Below are 24,201 nucleotides of genomic sequence, written 5' to 3' on the forward strand. Positions count from 1 at the left end.
AAAAAAATATTCTAAAAACCCCTTGACAATTGAGTATATATTCAACTATACTATATACAGTTGAGCGTTTGCTCAATTAAAATTTCGGAAGGAGGACTAATTATGTCTGTCAGAAGCGATGTTTGCGATTGTGATGTTATACACGAAGAAACCGTCACCGCAGTAAAAACAAAAATGCTTTCAGATGATACTTTTAATATTTTGACGGAATTTTTGAAAGCTGTGGGAGATGGTACAAGGATCAGAATTTTATGGGCTCTGGATGTCAGTGAAATGTGTGTCTGTGATTTGGCAGTCTTGCTTGGTATGACAAAATCCGCTATATCACACCAGCTACGCACTTTGAAACAGGCAAATCTTGTCAAATTTAGGAAAGATGGTAAGATTGCTTATTACTCTCTCGCGGATGACCATGTGAAAATCGTTTTGGAACAAAGTTTAAGCCATGTAACTGAATAAAATTTAATTATAGGAGGAAAATAACATGAAAAAGTCATTTAGGTTGGAAGGACTGGACTGCGCCAACTGTGCGGCGAAAATCGAAAAGGACATCAAGGCGCTGGACGGCGTAACCGAAGTAACCGTAAACGCTATGACGACTAAGATGGTTCTTGTGGCAGACGACGACAAAATGGACGAGATTATTAAGACCGCTGAAAAAATCGTCAAGAAGCATGAACCTCATGTTGTCGTAAAAAAGGCGTAAACATTTACCGGCAATAATTCCAGCTTTTGGCGTAACACTTCAAAGCGATACGCCAAAAGCGAAGGAATTTAAAAAATTCAAATTTTTTTGCGACAATAGTTGAGCGTTCACTCAATGTTACTCGTCATTCTCTTATAGCAAAGATAAGAAAGGAGTTCAATATGAACAAGAAGCTTGTAAGAATTATCATAGCAGCGGTTATTTTCGTAATCGGGCTGCTAGTAAAAACCGACATTGTTTGGCTTAGTCCCGCTATCTTCATTGCCGCCTACATTGTAGTGGGCAGCGAAGTCGTAATAAAAGCCATCAAGAATATTATGCAAGGCCAAGTTTTTCAGGAAAGCTTTTTAATGACCGTGGCGACCGGTGGCGCACTTATCATTGGGGAATATCCAGAGGCCATTGCCGTTATGCTGTTTTATCAGGTTGGCGAATATTTTCAAAGTTATGCCGTTGCGAAGTCGCGGAAATCCATTGCAAGCTTAATGGATATACGTCCTGATTACGCAAATGTTAAGAGGGGCGATGAATTGGTAAAAGTCGACCCTGACGAAGTTGCGATTGGCGATATCATCGTTGTCCGTGCTGGTGAAAAAATCCCGCTTGACGGCAAGGTGCTTGACGGCAATTCAATGATTGATACGTCCGCTTTGACCGGCGAATCTGTTCCGCGCGAAGCTGGTGTTGGCTCTGATGTTTTGAGCGGCTGTATCAATGTGAACGGCGTACTGACGATTGAGGTCACAAAAGAATTTGGGGAATCGACGGTCAGCAAAATCCTTGATCTCGTGGAAAACGCCAGTAGTAAAAAGGCGAACACCGAGAATTTCATTACAAAATTTGCACGAGTTTATACTCCGATTGTTATGGCTGCCGCACTGTTGCTTGCAATTATCCCGCCTCTGTTCTTTGGTGGTACTTGGGGCGACTGGATTTACAGGGCTTTAACTTTCTTAGTGGTTTCCTGCCCTTGCGCTCTGGTTGTTTCTATTCCACTCTCCTTCTTTGGCGGTATCGGCGGCGCGTCAAGGCGTGGTGTGCTTGTTAAGGGTAGCAACTATTTAGAAGCTTTGGCGCAGACTGAAATCGTTGTGTTTGATAAGACGGGGACATTGACAAAAGGCGTATTTAAAGTACAAGAGGTAAATGCTATCGGCATTTCCGAAGCAGAACTGCTGGAACTTACCGCACATGTTGAGAGTTATTCCAATCACCCCATTTCACTCTCTTTGAAAACTGCTTATGGGAAAGATATTGACAACGAAAGGATTACGGATGTTGAGGAAATCGCAGGCCACGGCGTCAGCGCAACGGTTGATAGTCGTAAAGTTTTCGCAGGAAATACAAAACTCATGCAAAAAATCGGCGTTAAATTTTCTCAAGACGAAATTATTGGAACAGCCGTACACGTTGCTGTTGATGGCAAATATGCGGGATATATTGTAATTGCTGATGAGGTTAAGGAAGATGCAGCGGAAGCGATTAGATTGCTAAAAAAGGCAAATATCCGTCAAACGGTGATGCTGACGGGCGACGCCAAGAGTGTGGGAGAAAAAGTTGCCAAGGAATTGGGGTTAGATAAGGTTTACACAGAGCTTCTTCCCGGTGACAAGGTAGATAAAGTAGAGGAACTGCTGGCTCAAAAATCAGCTAAAGGCAAGCTGGCCTTTGTAGGCGATGGGATTAATGACGCACCAGTTTTAGCTCGTGCCGACATTGGTATTGCGATGGGTGGCTTGGGTTCCGACGCGGCTATAGAAGCCGCCGATGTTGTAATAATGACCGATGAGCCGTCCAAACTAGCTACAGGTATGAAAATTTCACAGAAAACGCTAAGAATCGCACAACAGAATATATGGCTGGCTTTGTCGATAAAAGCAATTGTGCTTGTACTCAGTGCACTCGGTTTTGCTACCATGTGGGAGGCTGTGTTTGCAGATGTTGGTGTGACGGTTATAGCGGTATTGAACTCTTTCCGTGCTTTAAACACAAAGAAATTATAATCAGGTCAAAAGCCTGTTGTATCGGAAGCGATAAGTAAAATGTTAATTGTCCTGATTGCCTTGTTAGTTGGGATTTTGTGAACTTGCTTTGGTAGCGCAGTTGCTATTATAACAAAAGAAGTTTTCTGAAAATATGGCGAATTGCCTTTTAGTTTTCGCTGGTGGCGTAATGATGAGCCTTGTGTTCTTTGAGCTTATGCCGGAAACTTTAGAGGTATCAAATGTGTGGATGGTGGCCGGCGGCATCCTCATTATTCACTGAGATAAGGGGCAAAGTGAGAATCATTATATGAAGATTATTTTATTCGGTTTATTGGTGAAAGCAGTTGAGCTATTGAGCGCGATTGAATTAAAGCATAAACAGAAAATATGTTGTATGGAAAGGTGTGTGGCATGAAAAAGCAATGGCTTATCACAGGAATCTTGGCAGCAGTTGATCAAACAATAAAACTGCTGATAGCTCATTTTGCGATAGATAAGATGATTATCTGGATACCGAGTGTTTTGCGTTTTGAGCCTTTCCAGAACACAAATTTGAATTGGTTTGCAAGTATGGCTAATTTTAAGACTCCTGTAATCGGAATGATCTTTTTACAGATAACGGCTATAGCAGGATTGCTTTTATTCTATCGATTCCAAACATATAAAGTTGGTGCAAAGAGTCGCTTGTTGAGTGGAGCATTCTGTTTTGCATCTGCTGGCATATTATGTTCATTTATTGATGTAGTGTTCTGGGGCGGCAGCCTTGACTTTATTGGTTTATTCAATTGGTTTATTTTTGATACAAAGGACGTATTTCTGAACACGGGATGGATTTTGGCTCTAATTTGGACGTGGCGGCATGAAAAAAAGCTAAAAAAGTCTTATTCAAACGATCTCAATACAGAAGATATAGCTTTTGCTATATGGTTTCGGAGCGGATGCAAACTCCTTCCCAACACAACGTCTGAATATACCAGAATATAAAATATATAAACACAATTGAGAGGTGGTCACAGTGAAGCGAAAAGAAAATAGAAACTTGACGGGCATATTTCGTATCGGTTTGGCCACCCTTGTTGTGATTTTACAACTTTTATTTATCTATTTTATCATCAATATACTCAAAAACTATGCGGTATATTTTTATGCACTCATTCAAATTATAGCGGTAATAAACATCTTTATTATGGTGAGCAAAAGTAAAAACACATCTTACATAATCGTATGGCTTATTATAATATTTATCCTTCCGGTTTTCGGTTATTTCCTATATCTCTTATGGGGTCGTTCCGATGTGTTCGGACGATGTATAAGAAATAATCGAATAAGAGCGGCTATCCAGCACGGTTCCATGTATTTATATAAGGACCCGGAAGTTTACGCCGAACTCGATCAAATCCATCCGTCAAGAAAAAGAATAGCAGGATATTTAGGCAGGAAAGGATTCCCTCTTTATAAAAATACAACGTGTGAGTATTTCTCGCTTGGCGAGTATCAATTTGAAGCAATGATAAAGGATATTGAAAACGCTGAAAGATACGTTTTCTTGGAATATTTTATTTTAGATAGTGGGGAGCTTTGGGACAGGATTTCAGAAGTATTGATTCGCAAAGCCGAACAAGGAGTGGAAATACGGCTGATGTTCGATGACTTTGGGAGTATTGTTACAGCACCAGATAATCTGATTAAGGCTCTTAACAGTCACAATATTCAGGTGTTGCGTTTTAATCCAGTTCATCGGTATATTTCATCCTTTTGCTTCAATTGCCGTAATCACCAGAAAATTACGGTCATAGACGGCTGCGTTGGGTATACAGGGGGAACGAATCTTGCTGATGAATATGCCAACATATACCCAAAGCACGGCCATTGGAAAGACACGGCAATCCGGCTTGAAGGCGACGCGGTTTGGGGTCTGACCTCAATATTTCTTCAGATGTGGGATGCTGAAAGTGGAGGAACTACAGATTACGAAGCTTACCGGTCTGTAGTGAACTACGAGGGTCAAGGCTTCTATCAACCATTTTCAGACGGGCCTTCAAATAATCCCGATAACCCTGCCGAGGTTATGTACCGCACGATGATATATAATGCAAAGAAATATGTTTATATATCTACCCCCTATCTTGTCATTGACAACTCCATGAAGGAAGCGTTGTGTACATCCGCACAGGGAGGTACAGATGTCAGGATTATTACTCCAAAGATATGGGATCATTGGTATGTGCATATGGTAACGCAATCGAATTATGGAGAGCTGCTGGAATCGGGTGTTAGAATCTATGAATATACCCCGGGGTTCATCCATGCAAAGACTATCATAAGCGATGATGATCATGCCATTTGCGGAAGCATTAACATGGATTACCGGAGCTTTTATCTCCACTTTGAAAACGGTGTGTGGATTTGCGGATCGCCTGTACTCCAAGACATAAAAAATGACCTCCAGCAAACATTTGATGTTTGTGAAGAAATAAGTCTTGATGAATGGCGTCGCCGTCCCTGGCACATAAAATGCGTTCAATCGTTCCTTAGATTGTTTGCTGTATTCTTTTGAGATTAATTTGTTATGAAGTCAAAAGAATAGCACTCATGTTGTCCCTATCATCTTGGCAATTTCAACGGATCTATAAGACGTAGTTCATCCCAATTTGCCGGAAATCGAGGGAATGTATCTATCCACGAAAATGACGGATATAAAAGGTAATTACCGTTATTTGACTGAATTGGAGTGCTTAAAAAAGAACAGAGAGCTGTTCTATCAGTATTGCTTTAAGGAACTGAAGCTATGTATATGGCAAAAGCAGAAGGAAGAAATAGAGTGAAGGTGTTATAAAATACCTGTTCAATGCATGAAGTTTAACGATGCATAGAGAAAGTCCAGTAAAAATAAAAATAAAGCCAAGGGCAAACCCATCAAAAGATGGGGACGCAAAGCCATAGGGTCTAAGGTGCTTTACTGCGCTATGATAGCCTGGCTGCCAAAAACCATGCGGAGCCTGCCCTCATTCAAAGGGCAGGCTCTATATCTGTCTGTCGGTTTTTGACGGATAAACAGGATATCGGGATACCGGCTTTCGCCATGCTCCGGCGAGAGGGGTATCCTATGGGGTTTTATACTTATAAGAGGTGGCAATAGAGCAGACAGAGCTCGTACATATTACCCACCACCCAAACAATCTCATATTGTAATTTTGAAAAAGTCAGCATTTCGCCATGGGCGCAGTGCTGACTTTTTTCTTTCGACAAAAAAATCTATACTCCGACCATATTTACCATATTCAGGGGAAATGTGGCATGTTTCTAATATAAGCAGGTCGTTTCCACGCTGCCGCTCCCCTCCGCTTCTGACATTTTGACTCACCATCAAAATTTCAGAAAACGGAGGACAAGCCATATGGCAGAAAAGAAAGAGTATCAAATCAAAGTTCAGGGGCAGCTCGTCCCTGTCACCGAAGAAGTCTATTTAACATATTACCGCATGAAACGCCGTGAACTACATCTGGAGGAAAAGGACGCAGCACATGGTGTGTTTTATTACAGTGCCTTGGATACGGAGGAAACCAATGGTGAGGATGCGATTTCAGATCTCTCTTCTCCCCGTGTGGAGGATATTGTCACGGACAAGCTGATAGCCGAAAAACTCCACTTGTGCCTTTCCCAGCTTGCCAAAGAGGAACAGGAACTGATTTTTACTCTGTTTTTTAAGAATAAAAGCGAGCATCAACTGGCAGCGGAAACTGGTATCCCGCGCATGACAATCCACGACCGAAAGGTTAAAATTCTGCGTACTTTAAAAAAACTTATGGAAAAGTAAAAATTTTTCCGTCCAACCCCCTCACGAAACCGGATTAGTAGTGAGGGGGTTTTTCTCATTCCCTCCATGGTTCCTTGAAAACTTAATATCCGATGACCTGAACACGTTAGCTGACGGACCCCGAAAGGGTAAAGCGACCTCGGAGGATGCGCCAAGACCACCTGTAGGCAGGCAGCAAGAAAAGTGAAATCACTCATTTTTCTGTTCGCTCGTTTCTTCCTGCTCCTATCAAAGACGGCCAAATAAGGTGCAAAGCGGTACCCATCCGACCGGAAAACAGGCTGTGGCGGCCTGTCTCGCAATGATCCCGTCAGCCTATAATGATACTTTTGCTCCGTCATAGCCCCCCGCGACCGGGGGATCACGCAATGAGAGCAACCGGCAGAGATCCTGGCGGGGGTGAAATTCCCATGATGCGGCGAAGCCAGCCGCAGTTCAGGCCATCGCCTTTGTTGTGCAAGACTCATACGCTTTGCACAGTGCGCTTGGGGAGTAGTGTCGAATTAAGCGCCTTGATTATAAAAAAAGACTTAATGTCAGAAGCGATGGGGATCGCTCTGCTTATACAGCAGGGCGATCCCTATATTTGTGCCATTAAGAAAAAACAGAGAATCTCGAATCAAGGAGGTGTAAAGTTTGAACACGATGAAGCAAGGCATCAGCCGCGGCGATATTTACTACGCCGATTTAAACCCCGTTATGGGCTGTGAACAAGGGGGCATCCGTCCTGTACTTATCCTGCAAAATGACATAGGCAACCACTACAGCCCCACCACCATCGTCTGCGCCATCACCGGCAAGCCGAAAAAGCCCTTACCCACCCATACGGCTATTGCCGGGGCGGGCAGATTGTCCAGAGAGTCCTTTGCACTTCTGGAGCAGATACGCACCATTGACCGGACTCGACTTCGGGGCTGGATCGGCAAACTGGATGAACAGGAGATGGAAGAAATCAACCAGGCACTTTCTATCAGCATCGGACTTAGTCCGGCGCTTTTTTTATGAAGGGGGGAATTTTTATGAGCAACAAAACAATCATGTTTGAAAAATACCCCGATGTAGTCGAGGTAAATCAATTACGAGAAATGCTCGGAGGCATCAGCCGGAAACTGGCTTATAAATTGCTTTCGGAAAAAGAGATACATAGTGTTCGCATTGGACGGACCTATAAGATTCCCAAAGCATGCGTTATTGAATATTTACTGAGTGAAGAAATGTGCCATATCAAGATTGGTTGATATGGTTTTTTGCTTATTATTGGCCCAAGACCGTAGAAAAATCCGTTGGGTTGCTTCCGCGTAAAACAGTAGCTATCCCATGCCTTCTGTGGTATTGTGATGTTGTCAATGGTAGGCAAATACGCTGTTATTTCAAAGGAGGATAACCATGATAACAGGCTGCCTACAAGAAAAAAACAATACTTTTTATGCTGTCCTTTATATCAAAGTAGACGGAAAAAGAAAAACCAAATGGATTCCCACCGGACTGCCGGTAGCGGGAACCAGCGACAGAAAAGCTAAAAAAGCCTTTGACCAAATTCGGTTGGAATACGAACAGGAGCAGGAAGAAAAGGAGCGTCGGGAGGCCGAGGAACGGGCCAGAGAGCTGATCGAGGGCAAACGTAATCCCCATGCGGAGGTGCTGTTTACCGACTACCTTCAAAAATGGCTGATACAAGCAAAGCCCACGATAGCCAAAACAACATTCAAAGGCTATCAAACCATGCTGGATGGGCGAATCAGCCGGTACTTTACTGAACTGGACATCACCTTGGCGGAGGTTACTCCACAGCATATTCAGGACTTTCATCAATCAATTTTTGATGAGGGTCACACACCGAATACGGTCATCCATTATCACGCAGTCCTCCGCAGAGCATTGCAGAATGCGGTGAAAAAGGAGATCATCGGCAGTAACCCCGCTGACAGGGTAGACAGGCCAAAGAAGAATGTATACCATGCTCAGTTTTATTCCGCAGAGGAAATGATGGCGCTGTTTGATGCGATATCAGATGATCCCTTGGAGATTTGTGTGAAGCTGGCAGCTTACTATGGCTTACGCCGAAGTGAAGTCCTGGGATTAAAGTGGGATGCGATCAACCTCGAACAAAAAACCATCTCCATCAAGCACAAGGTGATTGAGGACACGGTAGATGGCAAATCCATAGCGGTCGGGGAAGATGTACTGAAAACCAAGTCCAGCTTCCGCACCCTTCCGTTACTGCCATCGGTGGAAAAGCTACTGCTTGCAGAAAAGGAAAAGCAAGAAATGTATCGAAAGCTGTTCAAGCGCTCTTACTGCCGGGATTACCTCGACTACATCTGCCTCGACCAAACAGGGAAGCTCATGCGCCCTAATTATGTGACGGATCACTTTAGCTGGGTGCTTGAAAAAGCCGACCTCAAAAAAATCCGGTTTCACGATTTAAGACATTCCTGCGCCAGCCTACTGCTTGCAAATGGGATATCAATGAAGCAAATCCAGATATGGCTGGGGCACAGCACATTTTCGACCACAGCGGACATTTACTCTCATCTGGACTTCCACGCACAGATCGAATCTGGCTTGGTTATGGATGGGATGTTTGAAAGAAACTAAGTGGCAGAACCTACTGGACTTGCAGCGGTCAACTGATTTTCTACGGACTGCTTTATGGGAATACGGAAAAGCCTTATAGAGTGAGGACTCAGGCATATCCGTTTTCTACACAAACAAAAAAACGCCCTCAAAAGAGAGCGTAGAAAAGGTAAAAAAATGGAGGGCCTGTTGCGGACATTGACCGCAAACAGGCCCCTGGCGGAGGCGGTGAGATTCGAACTCACGTGCCCGTGAGGACAACCTGATTTCGAGTCAGGCTCGTTATGACCACTTCGATACGCCTCCATATTTATTTTAATACACCAAGCCCCGCGTAGAAGTCAAGGCAAAGTGTAGAAAAACCGTAGAAATCGCTAAAACACTAAATTTTCAAAATCCCGCAAACCCACGGAAACTCAAGGGTTTCCGGCATTATCAAGGCAACTGACCGAGTGGATTTCGAGTCAGCCCCGTTATGACCACTTCGATACTTCTCCATATTATATTTGTCTTTTACGAACAAAGTTGATTATAGCATATTGGAAAGCACATCTGCAAGCCTTGTTTTTCGTTATATTTTCATCTTATCGGTTGGAAACTGTCTTTTTTTCAGTGAAACCAAATATAACAGCCAGAAGAACCCAAAAAATAATCATATCGGTAACTACAGTGCAATTAAGCATATTTTTAATCAGATAGGTAATCAAACCCAGTAAAAGTGGAACAATCTGAGAATTTTCTTTTATTTTTCGTATTCCCTTGACCAAAATAACGATTACAATCGCCCAATAAGTGATCAAAGAGAAAATTCCGGTGGTAATAAGAATCAAAAGACTCTCATTATGGGGAGATGCAATTTGAACACCATTTTGATTAAATCCAAAAGTGTCGTATACCTGAAAAAAGGTGGCGGGTCCGCTGCCAAATAACCAATATTCTTTAATCAACGGGATGGAATTTATCCAAATTTCCATTCTTTTCGATCCTAAATCAGGGTTCACTTCACCTTGCGCTATCATTCCTGCCTCAGAATAAATCGTTGACATTCTGTCCATCAAATAACTGCCGGAGGCGTAATCCATGATGATAAAAATCAGGGAGCAGGTAAGCGCCAATGTAAAATACCTTTTTACATAATTTTTATTTTTTAGCACAAAAGGCAGAGAAACAAGATATACGATAGAGATAGAAAGTAATCCGCCTCTTGAGCTTGCAGCCATAACTCCGGCGAAAATGAGTATGGAAGAAATAAAAGTAAGGAGTTTGTCGGAGCGTTTTTGTTCTTCCATAATGAAATAGAAGGATAATATCACAAATGCCACAATGAAACAGGTGGCTACCTGGTTCTGATTTCCGATAGTTGCAAAAACCTGACCTTCATAATTTTTCATAAGATCACTGTAAAATGGGGTGAGGGGATCCAGTCTGAAATACTGCAGAATCGAGTAGATTGAAATGATTATGTAAGTAATTGCAACATACTTTAGATAGGCTAGCCGAAATTCAAACAAACCGGCAACGAGCAGAAAGGTACCGATGCTCAGTATAAGCTGAAAGAGTCCGTTGTAAAGGGGGAGGCCCGTAATACTTGACATTTTATCTACTGAAAGCAAGGTTGAAATGGTCCAAAGAGCCATGTAAATTCCAAGCATCAGATTGATTCTTGAAGAAAATATCCAATGAATCTCCTCTTTTGTTCGGATCCGTTCTCTCAGTAGAAATAAAACTGTAATCAGAAAAGAAGCGGTCCATAAGGCAAACTTAGGCTGCCTGAAGACATCTGCTTCGCTGAAAGGAAGATAGAATAAAGGAACGATACAAATGATAATAAAAACATAATAATTTACGAGTTTACCGGAAACATTCATAGAGTTCTAAACCTAACCTTTCCGAAGTTGTTTAGGATATTGGAACAGAGAAATTCAGAGCCTGCGGAATGATTTCAAATGTGGTATTTCCTGTGAGAGAAAGCTCTCCGTCTGTGCATAATTTCATTTCTGATTTAGGAGTAATTTTTAAATGCTTGCATCTTTTATAGGTAATTATTTTTTCAATATTAGGTACTTCAAGATAAGTTCCGTTTCGGTATTTACCAATCAGTTTTAGAAAGGTACTTCTGGAAATATTTTTGACGATGCTTACATCCATGAACCCGTCATCAAGCCTGGCATAAGGAGCCGCCTTAAAACCTCCGCCGTAATAGCCGCCATTTGCAATGGATACCAGCAGAACCTCGCCTTCATATTTGACTCCGTCATCAAAGTCGATGCTCAGGATTGTCCCTTCTTTTTGCATAAAGGCAATTCCAACACCCAAAGCATAGGAAAAAGAGCCTGATATCAGAAATTTCTTTATCGATGCCGTCTTTTCCACTACTTCACTATCCAGTCCGATATTAAACATATTGATACCGTATTTGGCAGGTGTAATCCTGTTGCCGTAACGGATAAGATCTACTTTAACAGCTTTTCCAAGTATTTGACGCTTGATATCATAGAAAGCATCGTGATCATCAAAATTTCGTACAAAGTCGTTCCCTGTGCCGGCAGGAATCATAGCAACCTCGGCATTTTCGAATCCAAAAGCACCGTTCACTACCTCATTGAAGGTTCCGTCTCCGCCGCAGGCGTAAAAACGCAGAATTGATTTTTTATCGCTTTCCGCTTCCGCTTCACAGCGGCTTCTGACAAAATGTTCACCATCACCTATTCCCACTGTTCTATGGATTTCATAATCGATTTCCATGGATTTGGCAGTCTTTATAATTTGCGGCAAAAACAGTGTGGAAGCCTGTTTCTTGCCTGCAGCCGGATTTAAAATAAATATATGTTTCATAAATACTCCTAATTGATTGCTGTTAATTTATTTTAGCATATTAAAACCATTAGGCAAAATATATTTTCCAGATACTTGCTTTTATTATTCGGATGGTTGGGGTATAATAAAGGAAAAAGTTTGAATAATTAGGAGATATATAAGATATGGATTCAAGAATAAAAAAGTTAGCTGAAGTATTAGTTCACTATTCCTGCAATGTGCAGAAGGGAGAAAAGGTTCTGATTTCCTATGAAGGAGAGAGTACAAAGCCGTTGGCAAAGCAATTGGTAAAGGAAGTTTATCATTGCGGCGGATATCCATATGTAGAAATTAGGGATTCCTCCATGACAAGAGAAATTCTGCTTGGCTGCAACGAGGAACAACTCAACTTTATGAATGAGTATCAGCTTGCTCAGATGCAGGGAATGGCAGCATACATTGCGGTACGGGCAAGTGATAATGTTTCCGAGCTGTCGGACGTTTCTTCCGCAAAGTTAAATTTATACAGCAAAATATTACGCCCGGTTCTGGACTATAGGGTAAACCATACAAAATGGGTAGTTTTGAGATACCCGAACAATGCCATGGCTCAATTGGCAAATACAAGTCTGGAGGCATTTGAGGACTTTTATTTTAATGTTTGCACTTTGGACTATAAAAAGATGTCTGATGCAATGGATCCTCTTGTAGAGCTGATGAACCGTACGGATAAGGTTCGAATTACCGGACAGAATACGGACCTCACATTCTCCATAAAGGGTATCGGTGCAAGAAAATGTGACGGAGAGCGGAATATTCCCGACGGAGAAGTCTATACTGCTCCGGTTAGAGAATCAATGAACGGTATTATTTCATATAATACACCGTCGGAGGAGCAGGGCTTTACTTTTGATAATATTGTATTTGAAGTGAAGGATGGCAAAATCATAAAGGCTACCTCAAACAATGATGCACGTATTAATGAATTGCTTGATACCGATGAAAATGCACGGTACTTCGGTGAATTCGCCATTGGCGTGAATCCATATATTCTGCATCCGATGAAAGATACCCTGTTTGACGAGAAGATTGCGGGGAGCTTTCATTTAACGCCGGGCGCTGCTTATGAGGATGCTTTTAACGGAAATAAATCTGCGATTCATTGGGATTTGGTTTTCATCCAAAGACCTGAGTATGGCGGCGGAGAAATCTGGTTTGACGATGTTCTTGTGAGGAAAGACGGAATTTTTGTACTGCCTGAACTATATGATTTAAATCCGGAAAATTTAAAATAACAACAATTTCAATACTCAGCCGTATTTTATCCACCCATCCGGGTGGATATTTTATGCGAGTCCGTTGTGCTGAATTATAAATCAGAAAGGAGAAACAATGAAAGAAATCAAAAGTGTTCAACTTGTTTATTTTAGCGGCACCGGAGGAACGGCATGGGTCATGGAGAAGTTTGAAAAGGCCTTTGCAAATCATAAAATAGATGTTAAGAAAACCGAGTTAAACAAAAGGGATCCTATGCCGGCTGATGCAGATATGCTTGTGCTTTTCTTTCCAGTTCATGCGTTTAATGCCCCAAAACCCATTGACGAGTGGATCGCCTCTGCTGCTAACGGGGAGGATAGACCGGCAGCGGTCATATCCGTTTCCGGCGGAGGTGAAATATCGCCCAATACCGCATGCCGTGTTGAAGTCATCAAGAAACTGAAAGGGAAGGGATATGATGTGTTCTATGAAAATATGCTAATTATGCCGAGCAATGTCATGATTCGCTATGACGACGTCCTTTCAGCGATGGTGTTAAGAACAACAGCGCAAAAATCTGACAGGGCCGTTTCCGATATCCTTGCCGGTAACAGGATGAGATTGAAACCTCATTTGGTTGACCGGTTTCTGTCAAAGCTTGGAAGTTTAGAAAAAGCTTATGGAAATATTTTTGGAAAAAGACTGAAAGCAGATAATAACTGTACCGGATGCGCGTGGTGCGCAAACCACTGCCCAAGAGGCAATATTTCAATGCGAGAGAACAAACCCGATTTTGGCAGCGAGTGTGTTGTCTGCTTGCGGTGTGTGTACGGATGCCCGCAAAATGCCATCGTTCCCGGTTCAGGCAAATGGGTGGTGTTAAAGGATGGTTATGATCTGAAAACAATAGAAAACCTTGCTTTTCAGTTAACGGAATTCCCTCCACCCTCCCAGACTGCCAAAGGGCTGATGCTGAAAGGTGTACGAAAATATATAGAGGAATGACGGAGGTTATGATGTTTTTAGACCATGTGGCAATCTATACATATGATATTGAGAAGCTAAAGGACTTTTATACCAAATATTTTTCCGGGAAGGAAAATCGGAAATACTATAATGAAAAAACCGGCCTTCAAACCTATTTTATAACCTTTGAAGGCGGAGCCAGGCTTGAGATCATGTCAAAGCCAAATCTGGCTTTGACAGATCAATCCTTTCCCGCCATCGGGATGGCACATATATCCTTTCGTACAGGAAGCAGAGAAAAGGTGGATCGGCTTACGAAAGCTTTGATTGAGGATGGTTACTTTTTAAAAAGCGGACCCAGGGAAACAGGCGATGGATATTACGAAAGCTGTGTTCTGGATCCTGATTCCAATGAGGTTGAAATCATGGCATGAGCGTAAGATCCGGCTTTGTATGTGATCTGTAAGTTCCCCCGCAGTTATCATTATTTAAAGCGCCGGATAAGTCAATCAGAAGGATTTTTACCAGCTCTTTGCAAACAGGGCGATGTTCAATTCCCTTTGGTACGATCAGAAGATCGCCTGTATTCATTTCGATACAGCCATCCTTCAGTTCAAGGCAAAAACTGCCTTCAACGACATAAAATAATTCATCCGACTCCTCGTGTACATGAAAATCCAAAGTTCTCTGTGCAACTTGCACCACATTCAGCATTTGATGATTCATTTTCCCTATCTCTATATACTCATAGAGCGCTCCACGGTTAACAGCATCCAACACGTTTACTTTTGATAACATATGATTTCCTCCTGTTTTTTTATTTTTATTTATGGTACCATAGTGATATCGATTAATAAAACGAATAATTTCGATTATAATATTCGGATATTCCGATTGACCGATTCAATAATAAAACTCTGATTCCGAGCTTTAAAATAAAAATGAAATGAAGAAAAATAAATAAGAATAGAGGGATGTCAGTGGATCTGAAACAACTGAACACATTTCTGACAGTGGCAGAATTTTTGAACTTTACGAAAGCCGCGGCACAATTAGGATATGCCCAATCCAGCATTACGGCTCAGATTCAGCAATTAGAAAATGAAATGGGTGTAAAGCTGTTCGAAAGAATCGGAAAAACGGTTACGTTAACCCATGAGGGAAAAAGGATGCTCCCTTATGCATCTCAAATACTGCAGCTGGCCGGAAACATGAAATCTGACCTGTCTGGTTCAGATGTACCGGCCGGTGTTCTAACCATAGGTGCAGCAGAATCCTTGAGTATTTACCGTCTCCCCGCTATCATCAAAGAATATCGCAGTCTGTATCCGAAAGTAGATATCAATTTGAAACTTCTTCATTGCTCGGAATTTATACCCAATCTTATGAACGGAACCATTGATGCAGCTTTTACTATTGGAAACGAAATAGAAGCCGAATTTCTGATTGAAGTATTTCAATTGCCGGAGCCTATGGCCTTATTGGCACATCCGGAGCATCTTTTGGCCAGAAAAAAACATGTTGCTTCCGAAGATCTGGAAACGGAAGCCCTTCTTTTAACGGGAAAAGATTGCTGCTATAGAGGGATGTTTACAGATAAACTGGCAGAAAATCATATACTGCCCAGAGTGGCATTGGAGACGGACAGCATTCAGGCGATTAAACTGGCAGCGATGAGCGGCCTTGGAATTTGTATACTGCCTAAAATCTCAATCCAGGAAGAAGTATCGTCAGGAAAGCTGGCAACCTTGAACTTTCCTACGGAGGATTTTGAAATCGTATCACAGCTTCTCTATCACAAGGATAAGTGGATATCCGCGTCATTTCGTGCTTTTTTAGAGCTGTCTGCTGAAATCATGCATAATATGCCCGCTCTGTTCTGAATTGCTTCCCGAATCCGGTAATAAGAAGGAGGAAGAATATTTGATTCTGGCATGCAACTGCGTATAAATTGCAGTTAATCATGCAATTGAACTATAGTTGCATTTATTATAGCAACTTTGTTGACCAATGATGAGCCAGACTGTTATAATATGGAATATGAGGAGGTGATATCATGTACGTTGCTATAATCGGTGATATTGTCGGATCCCGAAAAATAAAAAATAGAAATGAGCTTCAAAATCGATTAAATTTCATTTTAAAAGAAATAAACAATGAATATTCACATGTGATTGCCGCTGATTTTCTGATCACTCTTGGTGACGAATTCCAAGGCCTATTAGAAAGTTCGGAATATCTGTTTGAAATCGTTGATAAGATAAGATTTTCCATGTATCCTGTAAAGCTTCGGGTCGGAGTCGGTATTGGCACCATAGATACGGAAGTGGTCAGGCATATGGCCATTGGTGCTGACGGACCTGCGTTTCATTATGCGCGTAAAATGATGGAAGAACTCCATATGAACGAAGACAGCCAGCAGAGTAGAATGATGAACCTGAAACTGTGGATGAACGGAGATGAAGACCTTATAAATTTGGTGAATTCAAATTTAAGCTTATGTTCCTGTTTGGAAAACGGATGGACAGAAAAGCAGATAGAAGCCGTTTCCTCCATCCTGTATCAGGATATTACACAACGGGAATTGGCCGGTAAACTGGGGATTTCACCATCAAGCGTGCAGCGAAGATTAAACAGTGCTCATTATTATGATTACAGATCAGCCAGAGAGATCATAACTGAAATCTTTCAGAAAAGATGGGGAAAAGAAAATGAATGAGATTCTTGTATATTTATTTTTTTCACATATTATAGGGGATTTTTATTTACAAACGGAAACGATAGCCAAGAGGAAGAATCAAGAGATTACATTATTGATTGCACATGGACTTTTGTATTGTATTCCTTTTCTTTTCCTTTTTATAATCAGTACGGACCGGAATCATTTGTTGCAAGCCATAGTTTTCGTCTGTCTTGGCCATTTCCTTGTAGATTACTTAAAAGCGATGCTGTATCAAAAGGAAAGCCTTGGGCGAAAATTAAAAAAATATAATCTAAATGAAGCAATTGTATATATTTTGGATCAAGGCTTACATATTATAGTAATGATCGGTATTACCATGTATTTTTGGCGAAAGGGCATGAGCCTTTCCCTGATTCATGCGGATAGAATTGCAGAATATATGGGCTTTCACCTGGAACATATCGTGAAATGGGCCTTCCTGATTTCTTTGCTGTATAAACCGGCCAATCTGACCTTTGTGAAACTGTTTGCCTGTTACAAACCCTTCCATCCAGACCATGGCGAACAGGAGAGTGAGATCATTGATGAAAACAATAGGAAAGCAGGGGCCGTGATAGGATTTTTAGAAAAATTATTAATCGTTATATTTTTGAGTATTCAACAGTATGCATCCATTGCTCTTATCATGACTGCAAAGTCCATTGCACGTTACGATAAATTATCCAAAGAATCTGGGTTTGCTGAATATTATTTGATCGGAACTTTGTTCAGCTTATTGATTGCTATCGTTGCCTATTATTTTGTATTTTCGGTATTATGATTTCTGGGGGGTAGCGCTGTGGAATTGGGATTTGGAATTTTCGTTCTATTTCTATTCGGTATATTCCTTACCATGTTGCTTTCTTTTTTTCTGTCATTTGCAAAGCATACCTGTGTTTCTACCATCGGTTTTATGATTTTTACATCAATGAGTGCTTTTTTCGCATTTTCCACTGCTGATGAAGCTGTGTTTACTGCGCCTTTGATGTTGGCTCAGATCAATCTAAGCTCCTTTAATATCTTACCCGTGCTATGCGGTATGTTATCCGTAGTCTCTGCTGTTCTATGGTTTTTTTCCAGAAGGAAATTTGCACGGACATTAGGAGCTTTTAGTGTTGCAGCAGTCATGTATATTTATCTGCAGGTCTGATATGCATGCCTGTGAGTTTAAAGGGCATAAAGTATATACTCGGTGGGAAGGAGTTCTTTCCCGTAATAGCGGAGATAAAAGCGGTAGGAGGGATCCAACTCGTCAATCATTCTAGCCAGCTTCCAAAGATCTTTGTGGCTGTGATATACGCTCAGCGCGAGCTTGGGGTGATTTTCCAGAATTTTTTTTCGACATCCCTTTAATGCCTGCTCTTCCGAGCCCTCGACATCCATTTTTATAAATGTAACATTTTCTTCAATATCATCATCTATCGCTACTGTGGGAATTTTTCTTTCACCGCTTTCTGAAAGTCTGCTGACAGAGGTCGTTTCGCCGCTGATAAAAGAATAGATACCGCTCTTATCACTGGCACCTTTTCTGCAATTGATTACATTTTTTAAATTTAACAACTCTATGTTTTTATCGATGTAATTCTGATTCTCGGGTACAATTTCATAGCAGTAAATCCTTTTATAACTATCTGATCCGAATGTCTTGACAAAATCTGCGGCAGTATCACCAATATAGGCACCGATATCCACAAAAACCTCGTCCTCTTTGCATTGGATCAGATCAAGGTCGAAGTATTGATGAAATATTTTATCCTGCAATTCGCTGACCTTACGATAATTTGGAGCAAACCAATAAGAGAGGAGATTCGATAGAATCTTTTTGGAACGATTGTCGCACAAGCGTCCGTAAAGCCATTGAAAATCCTCTCTATGATCAACCAGGGCTTCAGCAATGTTATCTACGAGTTCAAAGTTGTCATTGTCCGGATCTATGGTTCCCCAAAGTTTGTATTTGTTGTAATAGTTTATTGTCAACGTATAGTTCGTTTTATCCGTATTTTTATAAAAGTTCAGATTCCTTTTGACGGCCGCTTTTGTCTGCTCGAGATTGCAGCCTCCGAGAAAACCCATTAGATCATTAAAATCTTTATCAATTTTATTTGGCATGATTACACCACCTTACAATAATGCTTTTTTCATTCTATGCTTTTATTGTATAGGTTGTGCTGCTTACTGACTCTTGACTCAGAGCTCAATCAATTCGTAATCCATGGTTCCCAATCCAAGCTTAACAGCGTGGTCGAGCCCGACACGCCAATTGGTTTCCGGCGTTACGTTGGTAAAATGGTCATGGTGATGATGCTCTCTTTCTGCCAGCAGGCTTCCCGCCATTACAGGCTGCCGATTGACTGCGTCGACACATGCCATATCAAGCGCCACAGGATCAAAAGAGGCAAACATACCAACATCCGGAACAATAGGTACGTCATTTTCTGAATGACAATCACAATAAGGGGATACGTCCACCACCAGACTTACATGGAAATGAGGTCTTCCATGCAGAACAGCCCAGCTGTATTCTGCTATTTTTTTGTTCAGGATATCAAAGGACTCGTCTCCCGCAGGCTGCACCGCATCTTTTGGACAGACTCCGATACATCGGCCGCAGCCTACACATTTATTCTGATCGATGGCGGCAAGTCTATCTATAATCTGTGGTGCATCATGTGCGCAGATTTCTACGCATCTGCCGCAGCCAATACAGGTTTTTTGATAAACAAATGGTTTGCCGGCACTATGCATTTCCATCTTGCCGGCTCTTGAGCCGCAGCCCATGCCGATATTCTTCAGGGCTCCGCCGAATCCGGTAGCTTCATGACCTTTAAAGTGGTTTAAAGTGATCAGGATATCAGCATCCATCACCGCACGGCCGATTTTTGCTTCTTTTACATATTCTCCTTTTTCAACGGGGATCAAGGCTTCATCCGTACCTTTTAAACCGTCTGCAATGATGACATGACAACCGGTGGAAAGTGGTGAAAAACCGTTTTGATAAGCAGCATCAATATGATCCAGAGCATTTTTTCTTCCGCCTACATATAAAGTATTACAGTCGGTCAGGAAGGGTCTGCCTCCCAATTCCTTTACAACACCTGCCAAGACCGCCGCATAATTTGGCCGCAGAAACGCCAGATTTCCAGGCTCTCCAAAATGCAGCTTAATTGCTGTAAATTTATTATCAAAATCAATGGTTTCAATACCGGCTTTCCTGATCAGCCGTTCCAGCTTTTGCAGCAAATTATTATTAAAGGTACAGCGCATATCGGTAAAATACACTTTAGATTTTTTCATAATACACCTCCTGGGATAATTCTCTAATGTAAAACCTATTCTACCACTTAGAGTCTACTTTAAGTCAATTATAAAATTAAGATTCTTGTGTAAAATGAATCTGTTGAAATAATGGAAAGTATACTTGACATTTCAGACAAACCATAGGCTCACTGGAAAATGGAAGATATAATCCTTCCCTTATTCTCGCCTTTAAAATTGCCCGTTACTTTAACTTGTCTATTGAAGAAATATTTATCTATGAGGAGGAAGACGCAGTTGAAAAATAAGAATTTAAAACAGGAAGGGTTACTTTCTTTTATCGGATTTATCATTTTAATAGCCGGATTTATATTGCTTAAATTTCCGGCAGAAGGCTCTTTCAAAATTTTGCCCTATCTATTAATTGGATTGGGTGCAGGATATTTTGGTCAGCATATCACCTCCCGCTATTATTATTTCTTTCGGTAACAGGAATATACAGCATCTGACAGGCGGCAATTCGTAACAATTCCAAATTCTATGAATATAGTATAATAACTCATAATGAGTTTAATTCATTGAAAGGCGTGATACTATGGCGATTATCAATGTATCGCCTTCCACTAATATCACTGCACTCATTGCTTCTGCAGCAGTTTCGGAAGGTGACGTTTTGCTGCTTGCTGATGGAGTGTATAATCAAACGGTGGTAATTAGTAAAAATTATATTCGAATTGTAGCCGCTGGTAATCGTGCCATATTTGATGGAACGAATACTTTAGTTGCAGCTTTCATTTTGGCAGGAGTTACCGGCGTAGAAATAAACGGGTTGATTATCAGAAGGTATATCGTGTTCGGTATTGCAATCATAGGAGGCTCTGCAAACCGTATCCTCTGTAATAGTATTTCCCAGATTGAACTTTTTGGAATTTTCGTGGCTGGTTCTTCAGCAAATCTGATTTGGAGAAACAAGATCAGGAACGTTGATGATGGCGTTCTGCTGATCGCAGCCAGTACAAGTAACTGGGTGATTGAAAATACAGTAAAGGATAGTAACTTTGACGGTTTTGAGTCTTTCCTTTCCGTAGACGCTAATAATGCTTTCATCAGCAATTTTGCCTGTGACTGCGGAGATAATTGCTTTGAAATCAGGGGTGCGAATAATCTGGTTTACAGAAATACGGCAGTGAATGCGACGTTCGCCGATTTTCTGATTGCCAGTGGAAACAATATTGTTGCAATTGAAAACAAAGGAAGCAATGCTCAGGACGGTGCTGTTGTCACTTCAAACAATGCATTTTTAGGACGTAATGACCTTCATGATAACAGTCAAAGCGGGCTTGAAATTTCAGGCGATTTTAATATTATCCAGAGCAACCTGATCACCTTTAACAAAGACTCAGGTATTCTATTAAATAGTACGGCAAATGACAACTTTATTTTCTTTAACAGAGTTGAATGCAATACTCCTGCGGATATTACAAACAGAGGCATTGACAATAATCTCCTGCAAAATATTACAGGATGCAGGCATAAATTCGGCCTCTGATTTTTTTGGGTATTGCTGGAAAAAGTCATACGGAAAGGTGGTTACAAAATTGGAAGACAAAGAACGACTGATGAAGTTAATCGATCGTCAGAAAGAACACATTTCAAAAATAGAAACAGAATTGGGCGGATTGCCTGAGAATTTGTTAAATAACCAGATGGTTGCTTTACAGCATGTAAAAACAGAATTTGAAAAATTAGAAAAAGCATTATCAAAACTATAATATTTAGTTTCAAGGCTGAATCATTTCAGCCTTGAATCGTTTCAGATATTCTGTAATAATAATAGAGTAATTTCCAATTGGGTTTTGAGGAGGTTCTATGAAAAAATATGTATGTTTCAGCATAATCGTTCTCATCTTATCTTTCTCAACGCAGTCGTCCTATGGGAATTCCGGGCCTGTATATTGGACCGGGTATCCTAATTATGAATTAATGTCAGTTGATGATAATTCTCCCATTGAAGTCACGAGGGAAACGTTGGAGTTTGATCTCACAAAAAGTGAAAAATCCTCCTTTACCATAAGCGGCACCGTAAAAGCTGCGTATCAAATGCGAAATACCACTGAGGTCGATCACTCCGTACAAATGGCATTTCCTTTTATTTCATCTGTAAATCAGCTTGATTCGGAAAACATTAAGATTTCGGCTGATGGTCAATCTGTTCCCTATGAGATCTATTTCGGTGATGTGGTGGGCAATCATGGCAGCCCGTTTCAAGAAGAGTCTTCTTTGGAATTTGAATTCTCGGATATTGTAGAGAAGATATCGCAGAAAACCTATCAAGCGAAGCATTTTACTCTTGAATCTAAGGGAACGCTTTATCGTTTTCAGGTCAGGCCGACTTCAGAAGAAAGGATTCATTTTTCCGTTGAGTTTCAATTTAACCCGCAAAAAACAAAGGTTCTTACTTATGGGTTTGATCGTTATGAACGCAGTGAGGATAAAATTAGAATTGCATCCGGATGCATGGAACCTCAAATTTTAGAAATCTTTGTGATGGGTGAAGATTTGGATTTCAACGTTCAGAGCTTTTCGGACGGCAGCTTGGAAGAAAAAACGGATTTATTTGATTATGATCTATCGGTTCAGGAAATAGATTTTAAAAATTATTTTAATCAATATATAGAAACATTACAAATGAATTATGGTGGTACAGTAAGATATAAACCGCAGATTTTTGAACTCTATTGCAAGGCATTGGATGTCTCTTTTGTCAGAAACGAGGGCTTCAGCTCAGAGCATGATCTATTGGAACAGGGACAATATCAGCGCATTATGACATTTATTTATACGGTGGATTTTCCGAAACAGAGTGAAAAATCGGTGGAAGTATCCTATTCTACCTTCGGCACTATGGATAAGACTAAAACGGCCAAACCCATTTATTCCTTTCAGTATATTTTAAATCCTGCCGAACATTGGAAAGACTTCAAAGATTTATCCGTAAAAATCTTGACTCCAAAAGAAGCTCCTTATCTCGTTGACAGCAGTGTCTCCTTTGAAAAGACAGGGGAAAGGGAGTATACGGCTTTTCTTTCTTCCTTGCCGGATCAGGATCTCCGGTTTTCACTCTATGAGGATGAACAAATCACGCTTATCGACAGGACTACCGGTAAGTTGTATGGCTATTTCGGATATGCAACACCTGTTGTGGTTGGAGGAATTGTAATCATAGCTGCAATTATAATCCTTTTAAGCTTCAGCCGTATGATAAAGAAAAAAGAATAAACAATCCCGGACTACTTCACGAGCAGTCCGAGATAAGATGAATTAGCGTATGCTTTGCGGGAAATGCACCCTCTTTTTAAGAATAACTTTTTCTATGATAGAATGAACGCATACCATTGAGAACCAGCGCTTCTGAGAGGAAACGTTCATTGAATCATCTTGGTAACTTGTGTTATGATATAATATTGAAAAAACTAGTATTCTGTGAGGGTTGGCTATGGATTATAAAATGAAACAGGTAATTGATAATTTAAACCGAAACAATATGGCAGGTTATTATGTAGAAAGCAGGGATGAATTGTTGACTCTGCTGGGGAAGCTTATTTTACCCGGAGAAACAGTTGGGTCGGGGGATTCTGTTACATTGGAAGAAACGGGAGTATTTGAATTTCTTCGCCGGGGTGATTATATCTTTTATGACAAACATCAGCCGGGTTTATCGTCTTCGGATAAGAGGGAATTATATATAAAAAACTTTTCCGCCGACACCTTTATTACCGGAACCAATGCGGTTACCTTGGACGGAAAGCTCTTTAATATCGACGGTAATGGGAGCCGGGTGGCCCCTATGATCTATGGGCCGAAGCAGGTAATCGTCGTTGCCGGAATCAATAAACTGGTTGAGAATCTGGAAGAGGCGATTCATCGGACAAGACAGATCGCAGCACCCCTTGATGCAAAAAGACTTGGAAAAAACACACCATGCACAAGCCTAGGACGTTGCATCGACTGTAAGCATAAAGAGAGAATTTGCAATGACTTTGTGCTGATAACAGGACAGTTTGCCAAAGACAGAATTAAGGTGATTCTTTTGAATGAAAGGCTGGGGTTTTAGCGCTGC

The 24,201-nt window shown here is 41.1% G+C and carries 27 protein-coding genes, 1 tRNA gene, 1 pseudogene and 1 riboswitch; of the genes and pseudogenes, 23 read left to right on the plus strand and 6 right to left on the minus strand.

What is annotated here, in order from left to right; translation table 11 throughout:
• The first annotated feature begins 102 nt into the window (after positions 1 to 102).
• The 10 genes from KCX82_RS00115 to KCX82_RS00160 all read left to right on the plus strand — a co-directional run bounded on the left by KCX82_RS00115 (position 103) and on the right by KCX82_RS00160 (position 9,106).
• Positions 103 to 459, plus strand: coding sequence for an ArsR/SmtB family transcription factor (locus KCX82_RS00115; RefSeq protein ID WP_013623273.1), 357 nt, complete (start codon positions 103 to 105; stop codon positions 457 to 459).
• A 25-nt stretch (positions 460 to 484) separates the two neighbouring features.
• On the plus strand, positions 485 to 706 hold the full coding sequence (locus tag KCX82_RS00120) for a cation transporter (protein WP_013623272.1): 222 nt from the start codon (positions 485 to 487) through the stop codon (positions 704 to 706).
• A gap of 161 nt (positions 707 to 867) precedes the next feature.
• Complete coding sequence (locus KCX82_RS00125) at positions 868 to 2,709, plus strand: heavy metal translocating P-type ATPase (RefSeq protein ID WP_013623271.1); 1,842 nt, start codon at positions 868 to 870, stop codon at positions 2,707 to 2,709.
• Positions 2,710 to 3,102: 393 nt separating this feature from the next.
• Positions 3,103 to 3,675 (plus strand): signal peptidase II, encoded by a 573-nt coding sequence (locus KCX82_RS00130; RefSeq protein WP_013623270.1) that lies wholly within the window; start codon positions 3,103 to 3,105, stop codon positions 3,673 to 3,675.
• Positions 3,676 to 3,769: 94 nt separating this feature from the next.
• A complete protein-coding gene (gene cls, locus KCX82_RS00135; protein WP_227016952.1) occupies positions 3,770 to 5,248 on the plus strand; it encodes a cardiolipin synthase in 1,479 nt (492 codons plus the stop codon).
• 130 nt (positions 5,249 to 5,378) lie between these two features.
• Positions 5,379 to 5,516, plus strand: a complete 138-nt coding sequence (locus KCX82_RS00140) for a hypothetical protein (RefSeq protein ID WP_227016415.1) — start codon at positions 5,379 to 5,381, stop codon at positions 5,514 to 5,516.
• Positions 5,517 to 5,587: 71 nt separating this feature from the next.
• Positions 5,588 to 5,677: riboswitch (cyclic di-GMP riboswitch) on the plus strand.
• A gap of 411 nt (positions 5,678 to 6,088) precedes the next feature.
• Positions 6,089 to 6,508: a sigma-70 RNA polymerase sigma factor region 4 domain-containing protein gene (locus KCX82_RS00145; protein WP_013623268.1), complete on the plus strand. Its 420-nt coding sequence runs from the start codon at positions 6,089 to 6,091 to the stop codon at positions 6,506 to 6,508.
• A gap of 699 nt (positions 6,509 to 7,207) precedes the next feature.
• Entirely contained in the window at positions 7,208 to 7,513 is a 306-nt protein-coding gene (locus tag KCX82_RS00150; protein ID WP_319633319.1) for a type II toxin-antitoxin system PemK/MazF family toxin, read from the plus strand.
• 14 nt (positions 7,514 to 7,527) lie between these two features.
• On the plus strand, positions 7,528 to 7,746 hold the full coding sequence (locus KCX82_RS00155; protein WP_013623266.1) for a helix-turn-helix domain-containing protein: 219 nt from the start codon (positions 7,528 to 7,530) through the stop codon (positions 7,744 to 7,746).
• Positions 7,747 to 7,894: 148 nt separating this feature from the next.
• Positions 7,895 to 9,106 (plus strand): tyrosine-type recombinase/integrase, encoded by a 1,212-nt coding sequence (locus tag KCX82_RS00160; protein WP_013623265.1) that lies wholly within the window; start codon positions 7,895 to 7,897, stop codon positions 9,104 to 9,106.
• A gap of 196 nt (positions 9,107 to 9,302) precedes the next feature.
• Here the strand turns inward: KCX82_RS00160 and KCX82_RS00165 are convergent.
• From KCX82_RS00165 to KCX82_RS00175, 3 genes are all read right to left on the minus strand, one after another.
• A tRNA-Ser gene (locus KCX82_RS00165) sits at positions 9,303 to 9,391 on the minus strand.
• A 278-nt stretch (positions 9,392 to 9,669) separates the two neighbouring features.
• Positions 9,670 to 10,953: an O-antigen ligase family protein gene (locus KCX82_RS00170; RefSeq protein WP_227016416.1), complete on the minus strand. Its 1,284-nt coding sequence runs from the start codon at positions 10,951 to 10,953 to the stop codon at positions 9,670 to 9,672.
• Between the two features lie 31 nt (positions 10,954 to 10,984).
• Positions 10,985 to 11,920 carry a diacylglycerol/lipid kinase family protein gene (locus KCX82_RS00175; RefSeq protein ID WP_227016417.1) on the minus strand — a complete coding sequence of 312 codons (936 nt, stop codon included), beginning with the start codon at positions 11,918 to 11,920 and terminating at the stop codon, positions 10,985 to 10,987.
• Between the two features lie 146 nt (positions 11,921 to 12,066).
• Between KCX82_RS00175 and KCX82_RS00180 the strand changes: the two genes are divergently transcribed.
• From KCX82_RS00180 to KCX82_RS00190, 3 genes are all read left to right on the plus strand, one after another.
• The gene (locus KCX82_RS00180; RefSeq protein WP_227016418.1) at positions 12,067 to 13,176 is read left to right on the plus strand and encodes an aminopeptidase; all 1,110 of its coding nucleotides are present in this window, start codon (positions 12,067 to 12,069) and stop codon (positions 13,174 to 13,176) included.
• Between the two features lie 97 nt (positions 13,177 to 13,273).
• Complete coding sequence (locus KCX82_RS00185; protein ID WP_227016419.1) at positions 13,274 to 14,143, plus strand: EFR1 family ferrodoxin; 870 nt, start codon at positions 13,274 to 13,276, stop codon at positions 14,141 to 14,143.
• An 8-nt stretch (positions 14,144 to 14,151) separates the two neighbouring features.
• Complete coding sequence (locus tag KCX82_RS00190; protein ID WP_319633320.1) at positions 14,152 to 14,538, plus strand: VOC family protein; 387 nt, start codon at positions 14,152 to 14,154, stop codon at positions 14,536 to 14,538.
• Here the strand turns inward: KCX82_RS00190 and KCX82_RS00195 are convergent.
• A complete protein-coding gene (locus KCX82_RS00195) occupies positions 14,528 to 14,902 on the minus strand; it encodes a cupin domain-containing protein (protein WP_227016420.1) in 375 nt (124 codons plus the stop codon). The genes KCX82_RS00190 and KCX82_RS00195 overlap by 11 nt on opposite strands.
• 182 nt (positions 14,903 to 15,084) lie before the next feature.
• On the opposite strand from KCX82_RS00195, the gene KCX82_RS00200 reads away from it, so the two are divergent.
• The 4 genes from KCX82_RS00200 to KCX82_RS00215 all read left to right on the plus strand — a co-directional run bounded on the left by KCX82_RS00200 (position 15,085) and on the right by KCX82_RS00215 (position 17,976).
• Positions 15,085 to 15,987 (plus strand): LysR family transcriptional regulator, encoded by a 903-nt coding sequence (locus KCX82_RS00200; protein WP_227016421.1) that lies wholly within the window; start codon positions 15,085 to 15,087, stop codon positions 15,985 to 15,987.
• Positions 15,988 to 16,160: 173 nt separating this feature from the next.
• A complete protein-coding gene (locus KCX82_RS00205) occupies positions 16,161 to 16,823 on the plus strand; it encodes a SatD family protein (RefSeq protein ID WP_227016422.1) in 663 nt (220 codons plus the stop codon).
• Positions 16,816 to 17,607: a DUF3307 domain-containing protein gene (locus KCX82_RS00210; protein ID WP_227016423.1), complete on the plus strand. Its 792-nt coding sequence runs from the start codon at positions 16,816 to 16,818 to the stop codon at positions 17,605 to 17,607. The genes KCX82_RS00205 and KCX82_RS00210 overlap by 8 nt, the downstream gene beginning before the upstream one ends.
• Before the next feature lie 18 nt (positions 17,608 to 17,625).
• Positions 17,626 to 17,976 carry a hypothetical protein gene (locus KCX82_RS00215; protein ID WP_227016424.1) on the plus strand — a complete coding sequence of 117 codons (351 nt, stop codon included), beginning with the start codon at positions 17,626 to 17,628 and terminating at the stop codon, positions 17,974 to 17,976.
• Between the two features lie 17 nt (positions 17,977 to 17,993).
• Here the strand turns inward: KCX82_RS00215 and KCX82_RS00220 are convergent, their stop codons facing one another.
• Both KCX82_RS00220 and KCX82_RS00225 read right to left on the minus strand, forming a co-directional pair.
• A complete protein-coding gene (locus tag KCX82_RS00220; protein WP_227016425.1) occupies positions 17,994 to 18,935 on the minus strand; it encodes an FkbM family methyltransferase in 942 nt (313 codons plus the stop codon).
• Positions 18,936 to 19,013: 78 nt separating this feature from the next.
• Complete coding sequence (locus KCX82_RS00225; RefSeq protein ID WP_227016426.1) at positions 19,014 to 20,120, minus strand: DUF362 domain-containing protein; 1,107 nt, start codon at positions 20,118 to 20,120, stop codon at positions 19,014 to 19,016.
• Between the two features lie 134 nt (positions 20,121 to 20,254).
• On the opposite strand from KCX82_RS00225, the pseudogene KCX82_RS00230 reads away from it, so the two are divergent.
• The 6 genes and pseudogenes from KCX82_RS00230 to KCX82_RS00255 all read left to right on the plus strand — a co-directional run.
• Positions 20,255 to 20,389 (plus strand): annotated as a pseudogene (locus KCX82_RS00230) (helix-turn-helix transcriptional regulator); the annotation flags it as partial.
• Entirely contained in the window at positions 20,379 to 20,570 is a 192-nt protein-coding gene (locus tag KCX82_RS00235; RefSeq protein ID WP_227016427.1) for a hypothetical protein, read from the plus strand. The pseudogene KCX82_RS00230 and the gene KCX82_RS00235, both read left to right, overlap by 11 nt.
• A gap of 106 nt (positions 20,571 to 20,676) precedes the next feature.
• Positions 20,677 to 21,630 (plus strand): right-handed parallel beta-helix repeat-containing protein, encoded by a 954-nt coding sequence (locus KCX82_RS00240; protein ID WP_227016428.1) that lies wholly within the window; start codon positions 20,677 to 20,679, stop codon positions 21,628 to 21,630.
• A 49-nt stretch (positions 21,631 to 21,679) separates the two neighbouring features.
• Complete coding sequence (locus KCX82_RS00245) at positions 21,680 to 21,853, plus strand: hypothetical protein (protein ID WP_227016429.1); 174 nt, start codon at positions 21,680 to 21,682, stop codon at positions 21,851 to 21,853.
• A gap of 97 nt (positions 21,854 to 21,950) precedes the next feature.
• Complete coding sequence (locus KCX82_RS00250; RefSeq protein WP_227016430.1) at positions 21,951 to 23,360, plus strand: hypothetical protein; 1,410 nt, start codon at positions 21,951 to 21,953, stop codon at positions 23,358 to 23,360.
• A gap of 217 nt (positions 23,361 to 23,577) precedes the next feature.
• The gene (locus KCX82_RS00255) at positions 23,578 to 24,195 is read left to right on the plus strand and encodes a lactate utilization protein (RefSeq protein ID WP_227016431.1); all 618 of its coding nucleotides are present in this window, start codon (positions 23,578 to 23,580) and stop codon (positions 24,193 to 24,195) included.
• Positions 24,196 to 24,201: the final 6 nt, after the last annotated feature.

The sequence above is a fragment of the Sinanaerobacter chloroacetimidivorans genome, assembly GCF_018128545.1.
Taxonomy (GTDB): Bacteria; Bacillota; Clostridia; order Peptostreptococcales; family Anaerovoracaceae; genus Sinanaerobacter; species Sinanaerobacter chloroacetimidivorans.